The sequence below is a fragment of the Nocardioides sp. genome, assembly GCF_044226305.1.
In the GTDB taxonomy this organism is placed as follows: Bacteria; Actinomycetota; Actinomycetes; order Propionibacteriales; family Nocardioidaceae; genus Nocardioides.
This window is the reverse complement of record NZ_JBGAHF010000018.1, coordinates 73039-94287: the sequence shown is the minus strand read 5'-3', so window position 1 is coordinate 94287 and position 21249 is coordinate 73039. Positions and strand designations below refer to the sequence as shown.

Below are 21249 nucleotides of genomic sequence, written 5' to 3'. Positions count from 1 at the left end.
AACCATTCACCAGCAACCTCGAGCGCGCAGCAGCACTTGCGCCCTGGCTCGAGCACTACAACACTCAACGCCGCCACAGCGCACTCGGCGGACTCCCACCGATCAGCCGGCTACCAACCTGATGGCCGGGTACATCTAGAGGATCGCGCCCGGCGAGTACGCCGCCGCCTCGGGGTGCCGGGCCACCACGGCGTCGACCTGCCGCACGACCGTCTGGACCTGGGCGACGGCGGCACCGGTGAAGGTGATCGGGTCCGCGACCAGCGAGGCGAGCTGGTCGGCCGTGAGGCCGAGGCGGGGGTCGGCCGCGAGCCGCGCGAAGACGTCGTTCTCGGCCTGGCCCTGCCGCATGTCGAGCGCGGTCCCGACCGCCGCCTCCTTGATCGCCTCGTGCGCGGCCTCGCGCCCGACGCCGTTGCGGACCGCCGCCATCAGCACCTTGGTGGTCGCCAGGAACGGCAGGTAGCGGTCCAGCTCGCGCTGGATCACCGCGGGGAAGGCGCCGAACTCGTCGAGCACGGTGAGGAAGGTCTCGAACAGCCCGTCGGCGGCGAAGAACGCGTCCGGCAGCGCCACCCGTCGTACGACGGAGTCGGAGACGTCGCCCTCGTTCCACTGGTCGCCCGCCAGCTCGCCGACCATCGAGAGGTGGCCGCGCAGGACGACGGCGAGGCCGTTGACCCGCTCGCAGGAGCGGCTGTTCATCTTGTGCGGCATCGCCGAGGAGCCGACCTGGCCCTCCTGGAAGCCCTCGGTGACCAGCTCGTTGCCGGCCATCAGCCGGACCGTGGTGGCGAGGTTGGACGGGCCGGCGACCAGCTGCACCAGGGACGAGACGACGTCGAAGTCGAGCGAGCGCGGGTAGACCTGGCCGACGCTGGTCAGCACGGTGTCGAAGCCGAGGTGGTGGGCGACCCGCTGCTCAAGCTGCTGCAGCTTGTCGGCGTCGCCGTCGAGCAGGTCGAGCATGTCCTGGGCGGTGCCCATCGGGCCCTTGATGCCGCGCAGGGGGTAGCGGCGCAGCAGGTCCTCGACCCGCTGGAGCCCGACCAGCATCTCGTCGGCGACGGTCGCGAACCGCTTGCCGAGGGTGGTCGCCTGCGCGGCGACGTTGTGGCTGCGGCCGGCCATCACGGTCGCCTCGTGCTCGGCGGCCAGCCGGGCCAGGCGCGCGAGCGCCGCCACGGCCCGGTCGCGGACCAGCTCGAGGCTCTGCCGGACCTGCAGCTGCTCGACGTTCTCGGTCAGGTCGCGCGAGGTCATGCCCTTGTGGATGTGCTCGTGGCCGGCGAGCGCGGAGAACTCCTCGATCCGCGCCTTCACGTCGTGGCGGGTGACCCGCTCGCGCGCGGCGATCGACTGGAGGTCGACCCCCTTCTCGCCGAGGTCGACCACGCCGCGGTAGGCCTCGACGACCCCGTCGGGCACGTCCACGCCGAGGTCGCGCTGCGCCTCGAGGACCGCCACCCACAGCTGCCGCTCGAGCACGATCTTGTGCTCCGGCGACCAGATCTCACGCAGCCCGGAGGAGGCGTAGCGGGCGGCGAGGACGTTCGGCACGGTCACGTACCTCATCCTCCCACGGTCTCCACCGCCCGCCGTCACGACCGTCGCGTCGGGAGTTCTGACCTGTTGAGTCGGGAGTTCTGGCCACGACGTGGTCACCGGTCCCGACTCGAGTGGTCACAACGCACGACTCGAGTGGTCACAACCCACGACTCAACCGTCGGTGACGGAGGCACCCTCGACGACCCCGAGGGGCTCGGCGGCGATGTCGCTGCGGCGCTGGAGGCCGGGGAAGGAGATCCGGTCGGCGGCGGCGTACGCGCGCGCCCGGGCGTCGGCGACGTCCGACCCGAGCGCGCGGACGGCGAGCACCCGGCCGCCCGCGGTGACCAGCCGGTCGCCGTCGAGGGCGGTGCCGGCGTGGATCACGTCGACGCCGGGCTCCGCACCGGCGGCCTCGACGCCGGTGATGACGTCGCCCTTCGACGACGACTCGGGGTAGCCGGCCGACGCCAGCACGACGGTGACCGCGGCGCCGTCCCGGAACGACGGCGGGGGTACGTCGGTGAGCCGGCCGTCAGCGGCCGCGGCGAGCAGCGTGCCGAGCGGCGACCCGAGCACGGCGAGCACCGGCTGGACGTCCGGGTCGCCGAAGCGCACGTTGAACTCGATGACCCGCGGCCCGGACGCGGTGAGCGCGAGCCCGACGTAGAGGCAGCCGACGAACGGCGCGCCGCGGCGCTGCATCTCGGCCAGCGTCGGCCGCACGACCTCCGCGAGAACGACCTCCGCGAGGTCCGGCCGGGCCCAGGTGAGCGGCGTGTAGGACCCCATCCCGCCGGTGTTCGGGCCGCGACCACCGTCGAAGATCCGCTTGAAGTCCTGCGCAGGCTGCAGGGCGTGCGCCGTCGTGCCGTCGCAGATCGCGAACAGCGACACCTCCGGGCCGTCGAGGAACTCCTCCACCACGACCCGGCCGCCGTCTCGGGACGTGCAGAGTGCCGCGTGGGCCACCGCCTCGTCACGGTCCCGCGTGACGACGACGCCCTTGCCGGCCGCCAGCGCGTCGTCCTTGACGACGTACGGCGGCCCGAACGCGTCCAGGGCCGCCGCCACCTCCTCGGGGCCGTCGCAGGTGCGGGCGCCCGCGGTCGGCACCCCGGCCGCCGCCATCACGTCCTTCGAGAACGCCTTGGACCCCTCGAGCCGGGCGGCCGAGCCCGACGGCCCGAAGACCGCGATCCCCCGCGCGCGCACGGCGTCCGCCACGCCCGCCACCAGCGGCGCCTCGGGCCCGACCACGACCAGGTCGGCGCCGACCCGCTCGGCGAGGTCGGCCACGTCCGACCCCGACATCGGGTCCACGCCGTGGAGGGTGGCGACCGCGGCCATGCCCGGGTTGCCGGGTGCCGCGTGCACCTCGGTGACCGCGGGGTCGGCGGCGAGGGCGAGGACCAGCGCGTGCTCGCGGCCGCCGGTCCCGATGACGAGGGTCTTCACGGTCGGCCAGCCTAGGGCCCGGCCCGTGCGGCGGGACTACGTGCGGCGGCTGATGGACTCGGAGTAGGCCGCGGGGCGGTACCGCAGGATCGGGTCGTCGGAGAGCTCGATGCCGTCGACCACCCGGGTCGGGTCGAACACGAGCGGGTCCTGGTCGGGCAGCTCCTCGGTGACCTCGATGGTCCCGCCGAGCACCTCCCGGGCGCCCTTCCAGACCGACACCGCGCTGTGCGGGTCGTCGCCCGGACCCGCGACCAGGAGCCGGACGTCGAAGCGCACCGGTCCGTCCGCCAGCCGGGCCGCCATCTCCTCGAAGAGCCGGTCCGGGCCCTCGAAGGAGCCGGCCGGCCGCGACGGCTGGGCCGAGAAGACGTAGCGGACCCAGCTGAGCCGGTCCTCGGCGTCACGCCAGCCGTAGGCGTGGATCGGGTAGTACGTCGGCTCGGTGAAGCTCCGCGGTGCGGAGACCGCCTTGCTGCGCAGCCCGTCGAGGAGGGCCGGCGCCATCTTGGGGTGGGTCAGCATGAAGAGCGGGAACGTCAGCGGACGCCGCGACGCCTCGGTCATCGCGACGAACTCCTCCGGACTGTCGGTCGGGAACCGTCGCGACGTCTGGCCGAGGAGGTCGGTCTCGGTCCCGTCCGGGAGCCGGAACTTGACCGCCATCCCCCGGATGTCCGGCACCTTGTCGGGGACCGACGCGTCGCCGCCGGCGTTGGACCAGCGCACCACCACCGGGACCGGGTCGCCGGTCAGGTGCCCGGCGCGGCCGAGCGCGGTCGCCTCGGGCGTCGCGGTGAAGGTGCCGCCGTAGAAGCGCCCCTTCGCGTGCAGCGTGCGGTGGCGCTCGGGGCCGCCGAAGGCGGTACGGAGCCGGTCGATCGCGACGGCGGGGTCGATCATGGCGACACGCTAGACCCCGACCGGCCCCCGCGGACCCGGTCCGCGCCTCGGACGGTCAGAGCAGGTCGTGCCGCACGACGGTCGCGGCCCGCGACGGGCCGACACCGACCGCCGAGATGCGGGCACCGGACATCGCCTCCACCGCCTCGACGTACGCCCGGGCGTTGGCCGGCAGGTCGTCGAAGGTGCGGGCGTCCGAGATGTCCTCCCACCAGCCGGGCAGGTACTCGTAGATCGGTACGGCGTGGTGGAAGTCGCTCTGGTTGACCGGCATCTCGTCGTGGCGGGTGCCGTCGACGTCGTAGGCGACGCAGACCGGGACCTGCTCGAGCCCGGTGAGCACGTCGAGCTTGGTGAGCACGAAGTCGGTGACCCCGTTGACGCGGGCGGCGTAGCGCGCGATGACCGCGTCGTACCAGCCGCAGCGGCGCGGCCGCCCGGTGGTCGTGCCGTACTCGGCGCCGACCTTGCGCAGGTGCTCGCCGGCGTCGTCGTGCAGCTCGGTCGGGAACGGACCCTCGCCGACGCGGGTCGTGTAGGCCTTGACGATCCCGATGATCCCCTCGAGGCGCCTCGGCGGGATGCCGGACCCGGTGCACGCACCGCCGGCGGTGGCCGAGGACGAGGTGACGAAGGGGTAGGTGCCGTGGTCGACGTCGAGCAGCGTGGCCTGGCCCGCCTCGAGCAGCACCGTCTCCCCGCGGTCGAGCGCCTGGTTGAGCAGCAGGCCGGTGTCGCAGACCATCGGGGCCAGCCGGTCGGCGTATGCCAGGAGCTCCTCGACCGTGGCCTCGACCGTGGCGGCCCGGCGGTTGTAGATCTTGGTCAGCACCTGGTTCTTCAGGTCGAGGACGCCCTCGACCTTCTGGGTGAGGATCTTCTCGTCGAAGAGGTCCTGCACCCGGATGCCGATCCGGTTCATCTTGTCGGCGTACGTCGGGCCGATCCCGCGGCCGGTCGTGCCGATCCGCCGGCTGCCGAGGAACCGCTCGGTGACCTTGTCGAGCGCCCGGTTGTACTCGGGGATCACGTGCGCGTTCGCGCTGACCTTGAGCCGGCTCACGTCGACGCCGCGGGCGACCAGGCCCTCGAGCTCCTCGAACAGCACGCCGAGGTCGACGACGACCCCGTTGCCGATCACCGGGGTGCAGCCCGGGGTGAGGATCCCGGACGGCAGCAGGTGCAGCGCGTACTTGTCGCTGCGCCCGGACTCGTCGGTGATGACCACCGTGTGGCCGGCGTTGTTGCCGCCGTTGAACTTGACGACGTAGTCGACCCGGGAGCCCAGGAGGTCGGTCGCCTTGCCCTTCCCCTCGTCGCCCCACTGGGCGCCGATGATGGCGATGGCGGGCATGAGTCACTCCTCGCACAAAGAAACAGCTCCGGCACAACAGCACCGGAGCTCTTGCGGCCACACGCTACCAAAGCCGGACCCGGGGCTTCAGCCCCTCGGATAGTGTCCGCGGCGTGGACCCCCTCCTCGTCATCACCAACAGCGAGGCCGGTACGGCGGACGAGGAGAACCTCGCAGCGGCGCTCGCGGTGCTCCGCGAACACGTGTCGGTCGAAGTCGCGGCAACGTCCAACCCCGGCGAGCTCGACGGGGTCCTGCACCGCGCCGGGTCCCGGCGGATCGTGGTGGCCGGCGGTGACGGCAGCCTGCACGCGGTCGTCGCGGCGCTGCACCGCCGGCAGGAGCTGAAGGACGCCGTGCTGGCGCTGCTGCCGCTCGGCACCGGCAACGACTTCGCCCGCGGCATCGGCGTCCCGCTGGACGTGGAGGAGGCGGCCCGGGTGGTCGTCGAGGGCGAGCCGAGGCGGATGGACCTCGTCGTCGACGAGGTCGGCGAGATCGTGGTCAACAGCGTGCACGTCGGCGTCGGCGCCGAGGCGAGCCGCCGCGGCGCCGGGCTGAAGAAGCGGCTGGGGAAGGTCGGCTACCCGATCGGCGCCCTGCTCACTGCGATCGACCCGCCGACGGTCCGCCTGCGGGTGGAGGTCGACGGCGAGGTCTTCTGCGACCTCGCCGAGCCGGTGCTGCAGGTCGCCGTCGGCAACGGCCCGTCCGTGGGCGGCGGCACCCACCTCACCCCGGACGCCGACCCGCGCGACGGCCGGGTGGACGTGCTCGTGTCGAAGTCGGTCGGGCCGCTGGCGCGACTGCTCTACGCGGTCCGGCTCGGGTTCGCGACCCACCACCACCGGGAGGACGTCACGGTGCGCCGCGGCACGTCCGTCTCGGTGTCGGGCGGGCCGTTCTGGTGCAGCGCCGACGGGGAGGTCTACGGGCCCGAGCGGCAGCGCACCTGGCACGTCGAGCCCGAGGCCTACCGGATGGTGCTGCCGACCAGACCCCCGGCGGAGTCCTAGATGTGATGCCCAGGCACGTTGGTCGAGATCGTGTGACGACACGGTCTGAGGTCGTGGATGGGTGAAGGCCTCCCGGTGTGGAGTGGAGCTGTCTAGAAACCGCTTCACACCCAGGAGGCCTTCGTGTCCCACGCTACCCATGCCAACGCTGCCCTGACGCCACGCGCCCGGCTCAAGCTGGCTCGATTGATCGTCGAGCAGGACTGGCCGGTCCCGCGCGCTGCCGAGCGGTACGACGTTTCGTGGAAGACCGCGAAGAAGTGGGCCGACCGGTATCGGGCCGAAGGGCCGGCCGGGATGCTCGACCGGTCCTCGCGTCCCCATCGCCAGCCGAACCGCACGCCGGCCCCGGTGGTACGCAAGATCGTCCACCTGCGGTGGAAGCAACGCCTGGGACCGGTCGAGATCGACCGTCTCCAGGTGCCGTCCTCGACGGTGCACGCGGTCTTGACCCGGTGCCGGCTCAACCGGCTCACCTACCTCGACCGCGCGACCGGCGAGCCAATCCGCCGCTACGAGCACGACCATCCAGGTGACCTGCTCCACCAAGATGTGAAGAAGCTCGGCAAGGTCCCCGACGGCGGTCTCGCTACGTGGGGCGCGAACAAGGCAACGCGCAACCGCGCCGCCACTGCGGCCCGAACCGGTACTCGGAAGAGCAAGTACCGCCAGCCCCTGATCGGTACCTGTTTCCTGCACACCGTCATCGACGACCACCCCGAGTCGCCTACGTCGAGGCCCACGACAACGAGACCAAGGAGACCGCTGCGTTGGTCCTGCGCAACGCGGTCGCCTGGTTCGCCGAGCGTGACCGTTCAACGGGTGCTCACCGACAACGGCGGATGCTACCGCTCGTTCTTGTGGCGAGACACCTGCGCGAACCGGCGTCACACCCAAGCGGACCCGGCCCTACCGGCCACAGACCAACGGCAAGATCGAACGGTTCCACCGCGGCCGAAGGCTGGGCGTTCAAGAAGTTCTACACCTCCGAAACCGCCCGACTCGCCGCCCTGCCAGGATGGATCCACCAGTACAACCACCACCGGCCCCACTCGGCCATCGGTAAGCGCTCACCCATCACCCGGTTGGACAACCTGGCTGGGCATCACACCTAGACCCAGCCGCGGCGCGCGGCCTCGACGCCGGCCTGGAACCGGCTGTCGGCCCCGAGGTCGGTCATCAGGTCCGCCACCCGGCGGCGCACGGTCCGCAGGCTGATCCCGAGCTGGCGGGCGATCTGCTCGTCGTGCGCCCCGGCGGCGAGCTGGCGCACGAGCGCTCGGCGCAGGTCGGGCTGGCTCTGCTCGACCCCGGGCAGCGGGTCGGCCCGGTCCCACAGCTGCTCGAAGAGCAGGACGAGGGCCTCGACCAGCCCCTGCTGGCGGACGAGGGACCGGGGCTCGTCGATGAAGCCGAGCGGCTCGGGGAGCACGGCGTGGGACGTGCCGATGATGAACATCCGGGTCGGCACCTCGGGGAGCAGCCGGACCTGCTCCCCCGCCGCGGCCCGGTTCCGGACCACCTCGGGAGCCTCCTGGAGGACCCGCATCGGGTAGATGGCGCGGGAGCGGCGGCCCTCGGCGACGAGGTCCCGGATGACCTGCAGCATCGCGTCCTCGCGGCGGATCCGCCACTGGTCGGGGCGGAGCCAGACCAGGTCGCCCATGCTCTGCCGGATCAGGGCCCCGATCAGCAGCGCCGGGTCGCCGCCGGTGGTGATCTCGCCGTCGATCGGCGCGACGTCGGTGACCTCGTCCTCGCGGGGCCGGGCGGTGCCGGCCACCAGCATCGGCACGGCCTTGGCGAGCGCGGCCAGCTCGGCGTGCGAGCGCGAGGCGGCCTCGCTCTGCGCGACGATCAGCCGCGCGAGCGCCTGCGACGGCGTCTCGACGTGGATCCGGTCGTAGACCACCCGGACGATGCCGCGCTCGACCAGCGGCTCGAGGTCGGCGAGCAGCTCCTCGGGGGTCCGTGAGACCGCGGCCGCCGCCCACCCCAGGCGCTGCCCGGACTGGCGGAGCACCGCCTCGTAGGTCCGCACCAGCGCCGGGCTGAACCCCAGCGCGGTGAGCACGGTCGTGGGCTCGGATCGCGGCATCATGACATCTTAGTGCCAACGGCCGGTTGGACCCGTTGGCACTGACCGGTCAGTGCGAGAATCGGCCCGTCGCGTCGACGGTCGAGCGCCGCATCTCGGGGCCTGACTCGTCGAGGCACGACCCGCATCGGGGGATCGGTCGTGCCGGACGACGCGAACGGGAGGGCGCCGGAGCCGCCACTGGGCGGCGGATCCGGCGCCCTTCCCTCCTGCGCGGCCCCACCGGGGCGCCCGGTAGCGTGGACCGTCGGACGTCCCCCACCCGCAGGAGCAGCACAGATGGCACGAGGCGCCTCGGGCGACCCCACCGACTGGGTCACCCGCGCAGCCGACGACGCGATCCGGCACGCGCAGCAGCGCTACGGCGAGGACCTCGGCGACCACGTCATCACCTGCGCGTCCGGTGCGAGCCCGTCCGGCCCGATCCACCTCGGCAACCTGCGCGAGTTCATCACCCCGCACTTCGTCGCGGAGGAGATCCGGCGTCGCGGCATCGCCGCCCGCCACCTCCACAGCTGGGACGACTTCGACCGGTTCCGCAAGGTCCCGGCCGGCGTCGACCCGTCCTGGAGCGAGCACATCGGCCGTCCCCTCTCGGCCGTGCCCGACCCGTGGGAGTGCCACGAGTCCTGGGCCGAGCACTTCAAGGCGCCGTTGCGCGCCGCGCTCGCCGAGATGGGCGTGGAGATGGAGGAGGTCTCCCAGACCGAGCACTACCGCGCCGGCGTCTACACCGAGCAGGTCCTGCACGCGATCCGGCACCGCGACGTGATCGAGGAGGTGCTGGCCAAGCACCGGACCAAGAAGGCCGAGCCCGTGGTCGAGACCGAGCAGGAGGCCGAGGCGCTCGCGGACTCGGTCGCCGAGGAGGACGACGAGCCGGTGGGTGGCGGCGACCTCGCCCGCTTCCCGTACAAGCCCTACTGCCGGCAGTGCGGCCGCGACACGGTCGAGATCACGGCGTACGACGACGAGACGACCGAGCTGTCCTACACCTGCTCCTCGTGCGGCTTCACCGGAGTCACCACCGTGGCCACCGAGCACGACGGCAAGCTGGTCTGGAAGGTGGACTGGCCGATGCGCTGGGCCTTCGAGGGCGTCGACTTCGAGCCGGGCGGGCTGGACCACTCGACGCCGGGCTCGTCGTACACCGTCGGCAAGGAGCTGGTGAAGCGGGTCTTCGACTTCCGCGCCCCGTCCTACGTCGCCTACGCCTTCGTCGGCTTCGCCGGCATGCAGAAGATGTCGTCCTCGCGCGGCGGCGTCCCCACCGCTGCGGACGCGCTCCAGGTGCTCGAGGCGCCGATCCTGCGGTGGCTCTACGTCCGTCGCCAGCCCAAGCAGGCGTTCACCATCGACTTCGGCGCCGAGGTGGTGCGCCTCTACGACGAGTGGGACGCCCTCGGCCGCAAGGCGGCCGACCCCGAGCGCCGCGACGCCCAGGTCCTGGCCTTCGAGCGGGCCTCCGCCACGTCCAGCGCCGGCACCCTGCCGACCCCGGCCGTGGTCGTCCCGTTCCGGCTGCTCTCGTCGGTGGCCGACGTGACGGCCGGCAGCGCCGAGCTGATCAGCCGGATCGTCGGCGACGTCGGCCACGAGCACGGCTCGGTCGCCGAGCTCGAGCCGCGGCTGACCCGGGCGATGACGTGGGTCTCGGAGTTCGTCCCGGCCGAGGACCGCACGACGGTCCGCGAGTCACCGGACACCGACCGGCTCGCGGCGCTCGACGAGGACGAGGAGCTGTGGCTGCGACAGCTGCTCGACCGGCTGCCCGACCACCTCGAGCTCGAGCCCACGACCACGCTGATCTACGGCGTGCCCAAGCTCGCCCGGGGCCTGGGCCTCGACGACGCCCCGACCGACGAGGTGAAGCAGGACCAGAAGAAGTTCTTCCGGCTCCTCTACCACCTGCTCGTCGACGCCGACCGGGGCCCGCGGCTGCCCACCCTCTTCCTGGCGCTCGGGGCGCCGAAGGTCCACGAGCTGCTCACGCCTCGCTGACCGGTTCCTCCCCGAGCAGCTCGTCGTAGGCCGTCGGGCTCGAGTCGCGCAGGAACTGCGCGCACCGCTGCCACTCGGCCTCCTCGCCGATCGCCTGCGCGGCGAGGGCGAGCAGGGCCAAGCTGGTGAGGAAGCCCCGGTTGGGCTCGTGCTCCCACGGGACCGGCCCGTGGCCCTTCCAGCCGTTGCGGCGCAGCAGGTCGAGGCTGCGGTGGTAGCCCACGCGCGCGTAGGCGTAGATCGTCACCGGGTCCTCGCCGTCCTCGGCGGCCAGGGTCGCCAGCGTCGCCCACGCGAGCGGTGACTCGGGGTGCCGGCGCACGACGTCCATCGCGTCCGCGCCGGGCACCAGGTCGGCCGCGGCCGGGTCCTCGGGGAGGTGGGTCGGCGGCGGGCCCGCCATCAGGTCCGGACCGGAGAAGGAGCTCATGGGATCAATTGTCCACGGTCGGGTGTTAGGTGTACTCGTGACATCGGACGCCACCACTCCCACCACCGATCCGACCGGCAGGAAGGAGCCGTGGCCGGCGCTGTTCGCGCTGTGCATCGGCTTCTTCATGATCCTGGTCGACACCACGATCGTCTCGGTCGCGACGCCGGCGATCATCGAGGACCTGAACGCCGACGTGAACGACGTCGTCTGGGTGACCAGCGCCTATCTCCTCGCCTACGCGGTGCCGGTGCTCATCACCGGGCGCCTCGGCGACCGGTACGGCCCCAAGAACCTCTACCTGGTCGGGCTGACGGTGTTCACGCTCGCGTCCCTGTGGTGCGGCCTGACCGCCTCGATCGGGATGCTGATCGCGGCCCGGGTGGTGCAGGGCCTCGGCGCGTCGATGATCACGCCGCAGACGATGGCGATCATCACCCGGATCTTCCCGGCCGATCGGCGCGGAGCGGCGATGGCGCTGTGGGGAGCGACGGCGGGCGTGGCGACGCTGGTCGGCCCGATCCTCGGCGGCCTGCTGGTCGACGGCTTCGGCTGGGAGTGGATCTTCTTCATCAACGTCCCGGTCGGCGTGCTCGGCTTCGCGCTCGCCTGGCGGCTGGTGCCGTCCCTGCCCACGCACACCCACCAGTTCGACTGGCTCGGCGTCGCGCTCAGCGGGGTCGGCATGTTCCTGCTGGTCTTCGGCATCCAGGAGGGCCACCAGTACGAGTGGAGCGCGACCATCTGGGCGCTCATCGTCTCCGGCGTCTTCATGCTGGGGCTCTTCGTCTACTGGCAGGCCCGCAACCGCAACGAGCCGCTGGTCCCGCTGGTGCTCTTCCGCGACCGCAACTACTCGCTGGCCAACGTGGCGATCACCGTCATGGGCTTCTCGATCACGGCGCTGTCGATCCCGATCATGATCTGGGCCCAGGTGGTCCGCGGCCTGAGCCCGACCCGGGCGGCGCTGCTGCTGGTGCCGATGGCGCTGATGACGATCGTGCTCGCCCGGCTGGTCGGCCGGCTCACCGACCGGGTGCACCCCCGGATCCTCACCGCGTTCGGCTTCGCCTGCCTGTTCACGGGCCTGCTGTGGCTGACCCGGGTGATGACGCCGGACACCTCGATCTGGTGGACGGTGCCGCCGATGGTCGTCTTCGGCATCGGCAACGCCTTCGTCTGGGCGCCCAACAGCGCGACGGCCACGCGCAACCTGCCGCTGCAGCTGGCCGGCGCCGGCGCCGGCGTCTACAACGCCACCCGCCAGGTCGGCGCGGTCCTGGGCTCCGCGGCGATCGCGGTGCTCATCGACGCCCGGCTCGCGGCCGAGGGGCTGCCGTCGTTCTCGGGCGCCGAGGGCTCCTCGGGCGACGGCGGCGCGCTCCCGCCGCAGGTCGCCCAGGCGTTCAGCGACGCGATGGCGACCGCCGTCCTGCTGCCGGTCTTCGCGTTCGTGATCGGCTTCGTCGCGGTGCTGTTCTTCGAGAAGCCCACGCACGCCGGCTACGCCGCCGCCCAGGCAGCGCCGACCCGGGTCACCGCGCCCGAGTAGCGGTCACCGGGCGCGGGGCCCCGGACGTCATCCGGGGTGGTCGCCGCAGCGACCACCCCGGATGACGTCCGTCTGGACGCGAGCTCAGACGCCGAGCGACTTCCCGGCCGAGCGCAGGTGCTCGCACGCCTCGACGACGCGCGCGGCCATCCCGGCCTCACCCGCCTTGCCCCAGGCGCGCGGGTCGTACTGCTTCTTGTGGCCGACCTCGCCGTCGACCTTGAGCACGCCGTCGTAGTGGCTGAACATGTGGCCGGCGATCGGGCGGGTGAAGGCGTACTGGGTGTCGGTGTCGACGTTCATCTTCACCACGCCGTAGTCCACGGCGGCGGCGATGTCCTCGGCCGAGGAGCCCGAGCCGCCGTGGAAGACCAGGTGGAACGGCTTGCTGCCCGGCTCGAGGCCGAACTCCTGCACGACCGCCTCCTGGGCCTTCTTGAGCACCTTCGGGCGCAGCTTGACGTTGCCCGGCTTGTAGACGCCGTGCACGTTGCCGAAGGTCAGGGCGGTCATGTAGTAGCCGCGGTCGCCGTAGCCGAGCGCCCTCGCCGTCGCGATCGCGTCCTCCGGCGTGGAGTAGAGCTTGTCGTTGATGTCGTGGGCGACACCGTCCTCCTCGCCGCCGACGACACCGACCTCGATCTCGAGGATGATCTTCGCCTGGATGCAGCGGTCGAGGAGCTCCTCGGCGATCGCGAGGTTCTCGGTCAGCGGCACCGCGGACCCGTCCCACATGTGCGACTGGAACAGCGGCTCCTCGCCCCGGGCCACCCGCTCGGCCGAGATCTCGAGCAGCGGCCGCACGAAGCCGTCGAGCTTGGGCTCGGGGCAGTGGTCGGTGTGCAGGGCGATGTTGACCGGGTAGTGCTTGGCGACCTCGCGGGCGAACGCGGCGAACGCGACCGAGCCGGCCACCATGTCCTTCACCGCCGGGCCCGAGAGGTACTCGGCGCCACCGGTCGAGACCTGGATGATGCCGTCCGACCCGGCGTCGGCGAAGCCCTTGAGCGCGGCGTTCAGGGTCTGCGAGGACGAGACGTTGATCGCCGGGAACGCGTAGGCGTTCTCCTTGGCGGCGTCGAGCATCTCGGCGTACTTCTCAGGGGTGACGATGGGCATTGCGGGGCTCCTCCGACCGGCTCGAGCTCGCTCCTGAGCTCTGTGCCTCCGACCCTAGTCCCTCGTCCCGCCCCTCGTACGGTGGCTCCATGAGACGACTCACGCGGCTGCACGCCTCCGGCCGGGCCACCGACCTCCCGCTCCCGGCGGACGTGGTCTGGAGCCGGCTGGTCGCCGCCGGTACCGGCTCGCGGTGGTACGTCGACGCGCCGCCGTTCGTCGTGCGCGGCGCGCTCGACCGGGCCGTCGGTGGCGGCGGCCGGCGCTGGCCGGTGCCGGACCGCGAGCGCCTCGAGACCGGGGACCGAGCCGGCTTCTGGGAGGTCCGGAGCGTCGACCCCCACGGCCGGCGGATGGTGCTCGAGGCGGCGGTCCGCGCGCCCGGCACGGTGCGGCTGAGCTCGACCGTGCTGCCCCGCACGCCGACCGGGTGCGTGCTGCGCCAGACGATCTCCTTCGAGCCCGGCGGCCTGGTGGGCTCGGCGTACCTGCTGGTGGACCTGCCGGCCCGCGAGGTCGTCGCGGAGCTCGCCCACCGGCACGCCGTCGCGGAGGTGCAGCGGTGACCGCGCACCCCGGGCGGCTCGCCGGGCGGTACGTCGCGGTGGTCGGTCCGGCCGACGCGCGAGCCTCGGACCTGGCGACCGCCGCCGAGGTCGGCCGGCTGCTCGCGGTCGACGGCGCCGTGCTGCTGACCGGCGGGCACCAGGGTGTGATGCAGGCGGCCGCGACCGGCTGCCGCGACGGGGGCGGGACGTCGATCGGGCTGCTGCCCGGGCTGGACCGCGGCGAGGGCTCGCCCGAGCACACCCACCTGCTGCCCACCGGGCTCGGCGAGCTGCGCAACGGGCTCCTCGTGCGGGCCGCCGACGCGGTGGTCGCCGTCGGCTGCAGCTGGGGCACGCTCAGCGAGATCGCCCTGGCCCGGCGCACCGGCGTGCCGCTGGTGCTCGTGGACCCGTGGGACCTGCCCGGCGACGTCGGCACGGTCGTCGGCGACGCCCCCGCGGCGGTGACCGCGGTCCACGACCTCCTGCCCGGGTGACAACCCCGGCGGCCCCGGCTCCGTCTACCCGGTGAGCACGCAGGAGAGAGGCGGAGACATGGACCTGGCGGAGCAGCTGCGGGACGAGATCGAGCGGTCGTTCGCGGACGAGCCGGCGCACCGGGCGGTGGAGCAGCGCCTCGCCGACGGGCACCGCGCCCTCCGGCGGCGCCGGGCCGCCGGCGCCGCGGCCGTGTGCGGAGTGGTGGCGGTGCTGGGGACGGCGTACGCCGTCGGCTCGTCGGGCTCCGACAGCGACGCGAGCCGGATGATCGCGACGTCCTCGCCGTCGCCGACGTCCTCGCCGACCTCGTCGCCGACACCGACCTCGGCCCCGTGGGAGGACGACACCCCGATCCGCTACGTCGACGGGCAGCTGGAGATCCGCGACGGCGCCGTCGTCCACCAGCGCATCCGGAACCCCTACGACTACCAGCCCCCGAAGACGTCCGACGCGCTGGACCTGACCTACGAGGGACAGCGGATGTGGATCCTCGCCGACCAGCAGGGCAACGGCTTCGGCTACTCCTCCTCGGAGCCGAGCGCGGGCTGGGCGAGCTTCCGCGACTGGGTGACCGACCAGGTCTCCGCCGACGGGGGCGACGACCTGAACGGCTACCCACCGACGATGCGGCTCGCCCCCGACGGGAGCGTGGTCCCCGTCGCGGGCGCCCAGGTCTTCAACCGCACCGACGACCCGCAGCTCGGCGCGAGCTTCGCCCCGGCCGGCGCCACGACGGGCGCGGCGGTGGTGCAGCCCGACGGCGCCCCGACCGCCTACTTCGTGGTGTGGCGGGTCATCGACGGCAAGCTCGAGGTCATCTACACGCGGCCCGGCACCGTCGTCGGAGCCACCTTCGACGAGCTGCTCAGCGGCGCCCGCGCCACGTACGCCGGCGGCGAGGGCCTGCGGTGACCGCCTCGTCTCGGGACGAGGAGTACGCCGCCTTCGTCGCCGCCCGGCAGGCCCACCTGCGCCGGATCGCCTACGCGCTCTGCGGGGACTGGCACAAGGCCGAAGACCTGCTGCAGGTCTCGCTCGTGAAGCTCTACGTCGCCTGGCCGCGGATCCACGGGGCCGGGCGCGAGGAGGCCTACGCCCGGCAGATCATCGTGCGCGCCACCATCGACGAGTCCCGACGTCCCTGGCGGCGCGAGCAGCCCGGCCTCGAGGACCGCGACGCGGAGGCACGCAGCCCGCTGCCCTACGAGGAGCGCTCGGCGCTCTTCGACGCACTCCAGGCGCTGCCGGTCATGCAGCGCAAGGTCGTCGTGCTGCGGCACTGGCTGGGGCTCTCGGTCGAGGAGACCGCCCACGAGCTGCGGATCAACCCCGGCACGGTCAAGAGCCATTCGTCACGGGGTCTCGCGGCCCTTCGGGAGGTGCTCACGCCGCGCTGAAGGACCACCGGCCCTCCTTGTCGCGTTCCGGGCCGGTTCGTCGCACCAGCGACCTAGCGTGGCCGGCATCGTCCCGTCCCCCAGGGGAGGCCACCTCGATGGGAACCATGCGCACCGTCGCCGCCGCCGTCGTCCTGCTCCTCGTCGGCGGGGTCCTCGCGGCCCTCGCTCCCGCTCCGGCCGTCGCCGGCGACGCGGGCTACTACGGCTCGCCGCCCACGGGGTCCTGCTTCGACCTCACCCTGCGTCAGGCCCACGCGGCGTCCACCCGGGAGGCGCCGGTGGACTGCACGCGGCACCACACCCTGGTCGTGACCGCGGTGGCCCTGCTCCCCGAGGAGCTCGACTGGAGCTCGCCGCGCTCCGAGATCGTCAAGGCCGTCCTCACCGTCTGCCCGCCCGCCCAGGCCGGCGTGATCGGGCGCAACAAGCTGCAGCTCTACCGCTCGCAGTACCTGTGGTACTTCTTCACCCCCACCAACGCCCAGAAGCGCGTGGGCGCCCGGTGGTTCGACTGCCTCACCGGCGTCGCCGAGGACACCAAGCTCACCAGCCTCCCGCTGAACCTCACGCCGCTGAGCAACCACCTCCCCGACGACGTGGCCCGCTGCGTGACAGGCGACCTGCACTCGACGACCTGCGCGGACACCCACGTGTGGCGCTCCTCGTGGGCCTTCTACGCCCGGGGCCGGGTGACCGAGGCCGCGGTCAGGCGAGCGGCCAACCGGACCTGCCCCGCGCACGTCACCAGCCGCCGGTTCCTCTTCTCGTACGAGGACGTCCCCGGCCGGCGGTACATCGTCGGCTGCTACTCCAAGACCGCCCGGTAGGTCGCGGGTCGACGAGGGCGCTGGCCGCTCAACCCCGCCAGGCCCCCTCGTCGGAGAGGTCGGCGTGCTCGCGCACCCACGTGTGCATGGCGATCGCCGCCGCCGAGGAGGCGTTGATCGAGCGGGTCGAGCCGAACTGCGCGATCGAGAACGTCCCGTCGCAGACCTCGCGGGCGGCGTCGGACAGCCCCGGGCCCTCCTGGCCGAACAGGAAGCAGACCCGTTCCGGGACGGTCGTGGTCTCCAGGTGCAGGGAGCCCGGCAGGTTGTCGATCCCGAGCAGCACCACGTCCCGCTCGTGCAGGTAGGCCGCCAGCGCCGGGACGTCGACGTGGTGCCGGACGTGCTGGTAGCGGTCGGTCACCATCGCACCCCGGCGGTTCCACCGCCGGTTGCCGACGATGTGCACCTCGGCGGCGAGGAAGGCGTTCGCGGTCCGCACGATGGTGCCGATGTTGAAGTCGTGCTGCCAGTTCTCGATGGCGACGTGGAAGCCGTGCCGGCGGGTGTCGAGGTCCGCGACGATCGCCTCGAGCGTCCAGTACCGATAGCGGTCGACCACGTTGCGCCGGTCCCCCTCGGCGAGCAGCTGCGCGTCGTACCGGTCGTCCTCCGGCCACGGCCCGGCCCACGGCCCGACCCCGACCTCGGGCGGGCCGTGCGGCATCGGGTCGTACGGCGCACGCTCGTCCACCGGTGCAGGTTAGGTGACGCAGTCAGGTCCGCGTCAGGCGCAGGTGGGACGGGGCAGGTACCGTTGGCACGTGATCACCGTCGTGCCGCAGCACGCGCTGCTGCTGGGCATGGACTGGATGGACCCCACGTGGCTGCTCGACCGGTTCGGCGCCGAGCTGTTCTGGATCAGCCTGGTCATCGTCTTCGTCGAGTGCGGACTGTTCTTCCCGTTCCTGCCGGGTGACACGCTGCTGTTCGCGCTGGGGCTGTTCATCAACGCGGAGAAGATCGACCTGTTCCCCGGCGGACCGGTGGTCGAGCTGCTCGTCGCGTTCGTGCTGCTGTCCGCGTCGGCCTTCCTCGGCAACGTCGTCGGCTACGAGATCGGCCGCGCCATCGGGCCGCCGCTCTACCACCGCGACGGTCGGATCCTGAAGCGGAAGTACTTCGACCTGACCCACGAGTTCTTCCAGCGCCACGGCAACAAGGCGCTGGTGATCGGCCGGTTCGTGCCGTTCGTGCGGACCTTCGTCACCGTCGTCGCCGGCGTCACCCGGATGGAACGCCGCCGGTTCCTGCTCTGGAGCTTCGTCGGTGCCGTGCTGTGGGTCGGCAGCATCCTGCTGCTCGGCTACACCCTCGGCCAGGCGTTCCCGAGCCTGGGCGAGAACATCGACAAGGCGCTGATCGCGATCCTGGCCTTCACGGTCGTGCCGGTCGCCTGGGAGTGGTGGCGCCACCGCCGCCACCAGCGCAGCCGCCGGGCCGAGGAGTCGGCCTCGATGCAGGTGGAGCCGGCCGAGTCCGGCTCGGAGGCCTGACCGGCTCTGCTCAGCCGCGCGCGGCGTCCAGCTGCGCCTTGGTCAGCACCGGGCGCACCTCGAGACCGACGTCGGCGAGCGGGTTCTCACCGGCCGGGCTGCGGTCGATCGCGCAGACGACCACCTCGACGGTCGCGCCGGCGGCCCGGAGCGCGGCCGTCGCGTCGCGGACCGCGCCGCCGGTGGTGATCACGTCCTCGACGAGGGTCACCCGCCGCCCGGCCACGTCGGGACCCTCGGCCAGCTTGCAGGTGCCGTACTCCTTGGCCTTCTTGCGCACGAACAGCGCCGGCCGGCCGGTCAGGCTGCTGACCATGGTGGCGATCGGGACGCCCCCGAGCTCGAGGCCGCCGAGCAGGTCGGTGTCCGCCGGCAGCAGCCCCACCATCTCCCGGGCGACCCGCAGCAGCAGCGCCGGCTGGGCCTCGAAGAGGTACTTGTCGAAGTACTCGGTCGCCTGCTGGCCGGAGCGGAGGGTGAACTCCCCGGTCAGGCGGCAGATGGCGTCGATGTCGGCAGCGAGGCTCTCGTCCACGGTCCGACTCTATCGACGCACCGACGGGGTCCCGACACGCCGTCACGACCTCGTGCCTCGGTCGTGGGCTTGCTCGACCCGCCTCCCCACGCCGCGCACTCCTGCGTCGTGCGCGACTAGGGTCGGCACATGCTGGCGCACCGGCTCGACGGGATCCCGCCGACGATCTTCACCGAGATGTCCGCGCTGGCCGTGCGGACGCAGTCGGTCAACCTCGGCCAGGGCTTCCCGGACGTCGACGGCCCACCCGAGGTGATCGCCCGCGCCGTGCAGGCGCTGGAGACCGGGCAGAACCAGTACGCCCCCGGCCCCGGCGTACCCGCGCTCCGGCAGGCGGTCGCGCGCCACCAGCAGCGCCACTACGGCCTCGACCTCGACCCCGACACGCAGGTCGTCGTGACGACCGGGTGCACGGAGGCGGTCGCGGCCGCGCTGCTCGGGCTGGTGGACCCCGGCGACGAGCTGGTCGTGCTCGAGCCCTACTACGACTCCTACACCGCGATGATCCAGATGGCCGGCGGCGTACGACGGCCGGTGACGCTGCGGGGTCCGGACTTCCGCCTCGACGTCGACGAGCTGCGCGCGGCGGCGACGCCCCGGACCCGGTTCGTGCTGCTGAACTCCCCGCACAACCCGACGGGCACGGTGCTGACCCGGGCCGAGCTCCAGGCGGTGGCCGACCTGGCCGTCGAGCACGACCTGGTCGTGATCACCGACGAGGTGTACGAGCACCTCGTCTTCGACGACCACGAGCACGTGCCGATCGCGACCCTGCCCGGCATGTTCGAGCGGACGCTCAGCCTGTCCAGCGCCGGGAAGTCCTACTCGGTGACCGGCTGGAAGGTCGGCTGGGCGACCGGTCCGGCCGAGCTGGTCGGCGCGGTGCTGGCCGCCAAGCAGTGGCTGACCTTCACGTCGGGGTCGCCGCTCCAGCCGGCGATCGCCCTCGCGCTCGACGAGCACCCCGACTTCCCGGTGCGCCTGGCCGCCGAGCTCGGGGCCAAGCGGGACCTGCTCTGCGCCGGGCTCACCGACGTCGGGCTGGACGTGCGCGTCCCGGAGGGCACCTACTTCGCCACCACCGACATCTCCGCGCTCGGGTGGGACGACGGCCTGGCGTTCTGCCGCGCGCTGCCCGAGCGGGCGGGCGTGGTCGCCATCCCCACCCAGGGCTTCTACGACTCCGACGCCGGCCGGCACCTGGTGCGCTGGGCGTTCTGCAAGGAGACCGCGGTCATCGAGGAGGGGCTGCGCCGGCTGGCCGGCGCGGACCTCAGCGCCCGCGCCTGAACCAGGCCCGCACCTCGGGCCGGACCAGCAGCACGACGGTTATGCCGCTCGCGACGAGGGTGAGCACCAGCAGGAAGGCGCCGAAGACGGCCCCGAGCAGGGACAGCGCTGCGGCGGTGGTCGCGGAGATCACCAGCAGCAGGCGCGCCCACTCGACGCCGCGGAAGACGAGCACCGCCAGCACCACGGCGGCCAGGCACCACAGCCCGATGCCCGCGATCATCGCGTAGGTGACGCCGACGAGCAGGTCGTCGGAGACACCCTGCTGCGCGAGGTCGGGGTTCTGCCGGTGGACCTCGTCGAGCAGCGTGTCGGGCTCGAGCGCGAGGAGCAGCGCGGTGAGGGCCATCCCGAGCGCCGACAGCCCGCTGCCCGCCCAGGTCAGCGCGCACGCGACGGCGACCGCGGTCGGCCGGGACGACGGGACCGGCGCGGTGACCGCTGCCGGATGCGGCGAGGTGGCGTAGGGGGTCACGGCGGCCCGCGCGGCCGTCGCCCGGGGTGGGACCGCGGCGTGCGTCGCCGGCGGCGCCACGGCGTGCGGCGGGGTCGGCGACACGGTCGTCGGGGTCTGCGACGCGGTGGGCGACGCGGTGGGTGGTGGGGCCGGCGGCGGCCACTCCGGCCTCCGCGCGCTGTCGGGGGCCGGCCGCGAGACACCGGCGAACCAGTCGCGGGCCGGCTGGAGCCAGAGCATCACGGCGGAGGCGGCGACCATCGAGGAGACGAACCCGCCGGTGGCCAGCCCGCCGACGAACAGCGGCACCGCCAGCACGGTCAGGCCGAGGCGGGCGCTGCGGCTGCGACGCAGCACGTGGTAGCCGAGGATCGCGGCCGCCGTCGCGCACCCGGCCGTCACCATCGCCAGGGTGCGGATCAGGGTGAGCACGCCCTCCACGCCGACCCCGAGGCCGCTGCCCGGCGGCTCGGAGAGGAACTTCTCCACCGACTGCCGGGTCTCGAGGGTGTGCAGCCCGGCGAGCCGGTCGAAGACCAGCAGCACGACGAGCGCCGAGCCGACCATCGTCAACCACCCGACCAGGGTCACCTGGCCCGGTCGCGCCCCCTGCGGGGTGGTCGGCTCGCTCACGTCCTCCATTGTCCACGCCGCGCGCCGGCTCGCGGCATCCGCGTCGGCGTCAGGCGGGCGCGCGACGCCGGGCAGGGGCGCGG

At 72.8% G+C, this 21249-nt stretch carries 21 protein-coding genes and 1 pseudogene; 12 read left to right on the top strand and 10 right to left on the bottom strand.

The window, feature by feature from the left end; all coding sequences use genetic code 11:
* Nucleotides 1-122, top strand: a 122-nt coding sequence (locus tag ACILQ5_RS17310) for an integrase core domain-containing protein (protein ID WP_395659274.1), incomplete at its 5' end; no start/stop codon positions are given.
* 13 nt (nt 123-135) lie between these two features.
* Here ACILQ5_RS17310 and purB read toward each other — a convergent pair.
* From purB to ACILQ5_RS17290, 4 genes are all read right to left on the bottom strand, one after another.
* Nucleotides 136-1575: an adenylosuccinate lyase gene (gene purB / locus ACILQ5_RS17305; RefSeq protein ID WP_395659272.1), complete on the bottom strand. Its 1440-nt coding sequence runs from the start codon at nt 1573-1575 to the stop codon at nt 136-138.
* Nucleotides 1576-1719: 144 nt separating this feature from the next.
* Nucleotides 1720-3006, bottom strand: a complete 1287-nt coding sequence (gene purD / locus ACILQ5_RS17300; RefSeq protein ID WP_395659271.1) for a phosphoribosylamine--glycine ligase — start codon at nt 3004-3006, stop codon at nt 1720-1722.
* 36 nt (nt 3007-3042) lie between these two features.
* On the bottom strand, nt 3043-3909 hold the full coding sequence (locus ACILQ5_RS17295; RefSeq protein WP_395659270.1) for a catalase: 867 nt from the start codon (nt 3907-3909) through the stop codon (nt 3043-3045).
* Nucleotides 3910-3964: 55 nt separating this feature from the next.
* On the bottom strand, nt 3965-5263 hold the full coding sequence (locus tag ACILQ5_RS17290; protein ID WP_395659269.1) for an adenylosuccinate synthase: 1299 nt from the start codon (nt 5261-5263) through the stop codon (nt 3965-3967).
* A gap of 113 nt (nt 5264-5376) precedes the next feature.
* Here ACILQ5_RS17290 and ACILQ5_RS17285 point away from each other — a divergent pair, with 113 nt between their 5' ends.
* Together ACILQ5_RS17285 and ACILQ5_RS17280 are read left to right on the top strand one after the other, a co-directional pair.
* Nucleotides 5377-6279 (top strand): diacylglycerol/lipid kinase family protein, encoded by a 903-nt coding sequence (locus tag ACILQ5_RS17285; RefSeq protein WP_395659268.1) that lies wholly within the window; start codon nt 5377-5379, stop codon nt 6277-6279.
* Between the two features lie 123 nt (nt 6280-6402).
* Nucleotides 6403-7394, top strand: a pseudogene (locus ACILQ5_RS17280) (IS481 family transposase).
* Here the strand turns inward: ACILQ5_RS17280 and ACILQ5_RS17275 are convergent.
* Nucleotides 7391-8377, bottom strand: coding sequence for a helix-turn-helix domain-containing protein (locus ACILQ5_RS17275; protein WP_395659267.1), 987 nt, complete (start codon nt 8375-8377; stop codon nt 7391-7393). The pseudogene ACILQ5_RS17280 and the gene ACILQ5_RS17275 sit on opposite strands and share 4 nt — an antisense overlap.
* Nucleotides 8378-8656: 279 nt before the next feature.
* Between ACILQ5_RS17275 and lysS the strand changes: the two genes are divergently transcribed.
* Complete coding sequence (gene lysS / locus ACILQ5_RS17270) at nt 8657-10378, top strand: lysine--tRNA ligase (RefSeq protein WP_395659266.1); 1722 nt, start codon at nt 8657-8659, stop codon at nt 10376-10378.
* Here the strand turns inward: lysS and ACILQ5_RS17265 are convergent.
* Complete coding sequence (locus ACILQ5_RS17265) at nt 10365-10808, bottom strand: DUF3151 domain-containing protein (RefSeq protein ID WP_395659265.1); 444 nt, start codon at nt 10806-10808, stop codon at nt 10365-10367. The two genes, lysS and ACILQ5_RS17265, sit on opposite strands and share 14 nt — an antisense overlap.
* 37 nt (nt 10809-10845) lie before the next feature.
* Between ACILQ5_RS17265 and ACILQ5_RS17260 the strand changes: the two genes are divergently transcribed.
* Complete coding sequence (locus tag ACILQ5_RS17260) at nt 10846-12360, top strand: MFS transporter (RefSeq protein ID WP_395659264.1); 1515 nt, start codon at nt 10846-10848, stop codon at nt 12358-12360.
* 84 nt (nt 12361-12444) lie between these two features.
* Here the strand turns inward: ACILQ5_RS17260 and fbaA are convergent, their stop codons facing one another.
* Nucleotides 12445-13479: a class II fructose-bisphosphate aldolase gene (fbaA, locus tag ACILQ5_RS17255; RefSeq protein ID WP_395659263.1), complete on the bottom strand. Its 1035-nt coding sequence runs from the start codon at nt 13477-13479 to the stop codon at nt 12445-12447.
* 89 nt (nt 13480-13568) lie between these two features.
* Between fbaA and ACILQ5_RS17250 the strand changes: the two genes are divergently transcribed.
* From ACILQ5_RS17250 to ACILQ5_RS17230, 5 genes are all read left to right on the top strand, one after another.
* A complete protein-coding gene (locus ACILQ5_RS17250; RefSeq protein WP_395659262.1) occupies nt 13569-14045 on the top strand; it encodes a DUF2867 domain-containing protein in 477 nt (158 codons plus the stop codon).
* Nucleotides 14042-14524: a TIGR00725 family protein gene (locus ACILQ5_RS17245; RefSeq protein ID WP_395659261.1), complete on the top strand. Its 483-nt coding sequence runs from the start codon at nt 14042-14044 to the stop codon at nt 14522-14524. Before ACILQ5_RS17250 ends, ACILQ5_RS17245 begins: the two co-directional genes overlap by 4 nt.
* A 58-nt stretch (nt 14525-14582) precedes the next feature.
* A complete protein-coding gene (locus ACILQ5_RS17240) occupies nt 14583-15440 on the top strand; it encodes a hypothetical protein (protein ID WP_395659260.1) in 858 nt (285 codons plus the stop codon).
* Nucleotides 15437-15925 (top strand): SigE family RNA polymerase sigma factor, encoded by a 489-nt coding sequence (locus ACILQ5_RS17235; protein WP_395659259.1) that lies wholly within the window; start codon nt 15437-15439, stop codon nt 15923-15925. Before ACILQ5_RS17240 ends, ACILQ5_RS17235 begins: the two co-directional genes overlap by 4 nt.
* Before the next feature lie 107 nt (nt 15926-16032).
* Entirely contained in the window at nt 16033-16755 is a 723-nt protein-coding gene (locus ACILQ5_RS17230) for a hypothetical protein (RefSeq protein ID WP_395659258.1), read from the top strand.
* Nucleotides 16756-16783: 28 nt separating this feature from the next.
* Here ACILQ5_RS17230 and ACILQ5_RS17225 read toward each other — a convergent pair whose 3' ends face one another.
* On the bottom strand, nt 16784-17422 hold the full coding sequence (locus ACILQ5_RS17225; protein ID WP_395659273.1) for a TrmH family RNA methyltransferase: 639 nt from the start codon (nt 17420-17422) through the stop codon (nt 16784-16786).
* A gap of 97 nt (nt 17423-17519) precedes the next feature.
* Here ACILQ5_RS17225 and ACILQ5_RS17220 point away from each other — a divergent pair, with 97 nt between their 5' ends.
* A complete protein-coding gene (locus ACILQ5_RS17220; RefSeq protein ID WP_395659257.1) occupies nt 17520-18251 on the top strand; it encodes a DedA family protein in 732 nt (243 codons plus the stop codon).
* 10 nt (nt 18252-18261) lie between these two features.
* Here ACILQ5_RS17220 and pyrE read toward each other — a convergent pair whose 3' ends face one another.
* A complete protein-coding gene (pyrE, locus tag ACILQ5_RS17215) occupies nt 18262-18786 on the bottom strand; it encodes an orotate phosphoribosyltransferase (RefSeq protein ID WP_395659256.1) in 525 nt (174 codons plus the stop codon).
* Nucleotides 18787-18915: 129 nt separating this feature from the next.
* Between pyrE and ACILQ5_RS17210 the strand changes: the two genes are divergently transcribed.
* Nucleotides 18916-20076 carry a pyridoxal phosphate-dependent aminotransferase gene (locus ACILQ5_RS17210; RefSeq protein WP_395659255.1) on the top strand — a complete coding sequence of 387 codons (1161 nt, stop codon included), beginning with the start codon at nt 18916-18918 and terminating at the stop codon, nt 20074-20076.
* On the opposite strand, the gene ACILQ5_RS17205 is transcribed toward ACILQ5_RS17210, so the two are convergent.
* Nucleotides 20060-21166: a hypothetical protein gene (locus ACILQ5_RS17205; RefSeq protein ID WP_395659254.1), complete on the bottom strand. Its 1107-nt coding sequence runs from the start codon at nt 21164-21166 to the stop codon at nt 20060-20062. The two genes, ACILQ5_RS17210 and ACILQ5_RS17205, sit on opposite strands and share 17 nt — an antisense overlap.
* Nucleotides 21167-21249 lie beyond the last annotated feature (83 nt).

What these genes read in the sequence shown, in the direction of transcription:
- purB (WP_395659272.1), bottom strand. Translation starts at nt 1,575, where the DNA reads ATGAGGTACGTGACCGTGCCGAACGTCCTCGCCGCCCGCTACGCCTCC.
- ACILQ5_RS17295 (WP_395659270.1), bottom strand. Translation starts at nt 3,909, where the DNA reads ATGATCGACCCCGCCGTCGCGATCGACCGGCTCCGTACCGCCTTCGGC.
- ACILQ5_RS17290 (WP_395659269.1), bottom strand. Translation starts at nt 5,263, where the DNA reads ATGCCCGCCATCGCCATCATCGGCGCCCAGTGGGGCGACGAGGGGAAG.
- ACILQ5_RS17275 (WP_395659267.1), bottom strand. Translation starts at nt 8,377, where the DNA reads ATGCCGCGATCCGAGCCCACGACCGTGCTCACCGCGCTGGGGTTCAGC.
- lysS (WP_395659266.1), top strand. Translation starts at nt 8,657, where the DNA reads ATGGCACGAGGCGCCTCGGGCGACCCCACCGACTGGGTCACCCGCGCA.
- ACILQ5_RS17265 (WP_395659265.1), bottom strand. Translation starts at nt 10,808, where the DNA reads ATGAGCTCCTTCTCCGGTCCGGACCTGATGGCGGGCCCGCCGCCGACC.
- fbaA (WP_395659263.1), bottom strand. Translation starts at nt 13,479, where the DNA reads ATGCCCATCGTCACCCCTGAGAAGTACGCCGAGATGCTCGACGCCGCC.
- ACILQ5_RS17250 (WP_395659262.1), top strand. Translation starts at nt 13,569, where the DNA reads ATGAGACGACTCACGCGGCTGCACGCCTCCGGCCGGGCCACCGACCTC.
- ACILQ5_RS17240 (WP_395659260.1), top strand. Translation starts at nt 14,583, where the DNA reads ATGGACCTGGCGGAGCAGCTGCGGGACGAGATCGAGCGGTCGTTCGCG.
- ACILQ5_RS17230 (WP_395659258.1), top strand. Translation starts at nt 16,033, where the DNA reads ATGCGCACCGTCGCCGCCGCCGTCGTCCTGCTCCTCGTCGGCGGGGTC.
- ACILQ5_RS17225 (WP_395659273.1), bottom strand. Translation starts at nt 17,422, where the DNA reads ATGCCGCACGGCCCGCCCGAGGTCGGGGTCGGGCCGTGGGCCGGGCCG.
- ACILQ5_RS17210 (WP_395659255.1), top strand. Translation starts at nt 18,916, where the DNA reads ATGCTGGCGCACCGGCTCGACGGGATCCCGCCGACGATCTTCACCGAG.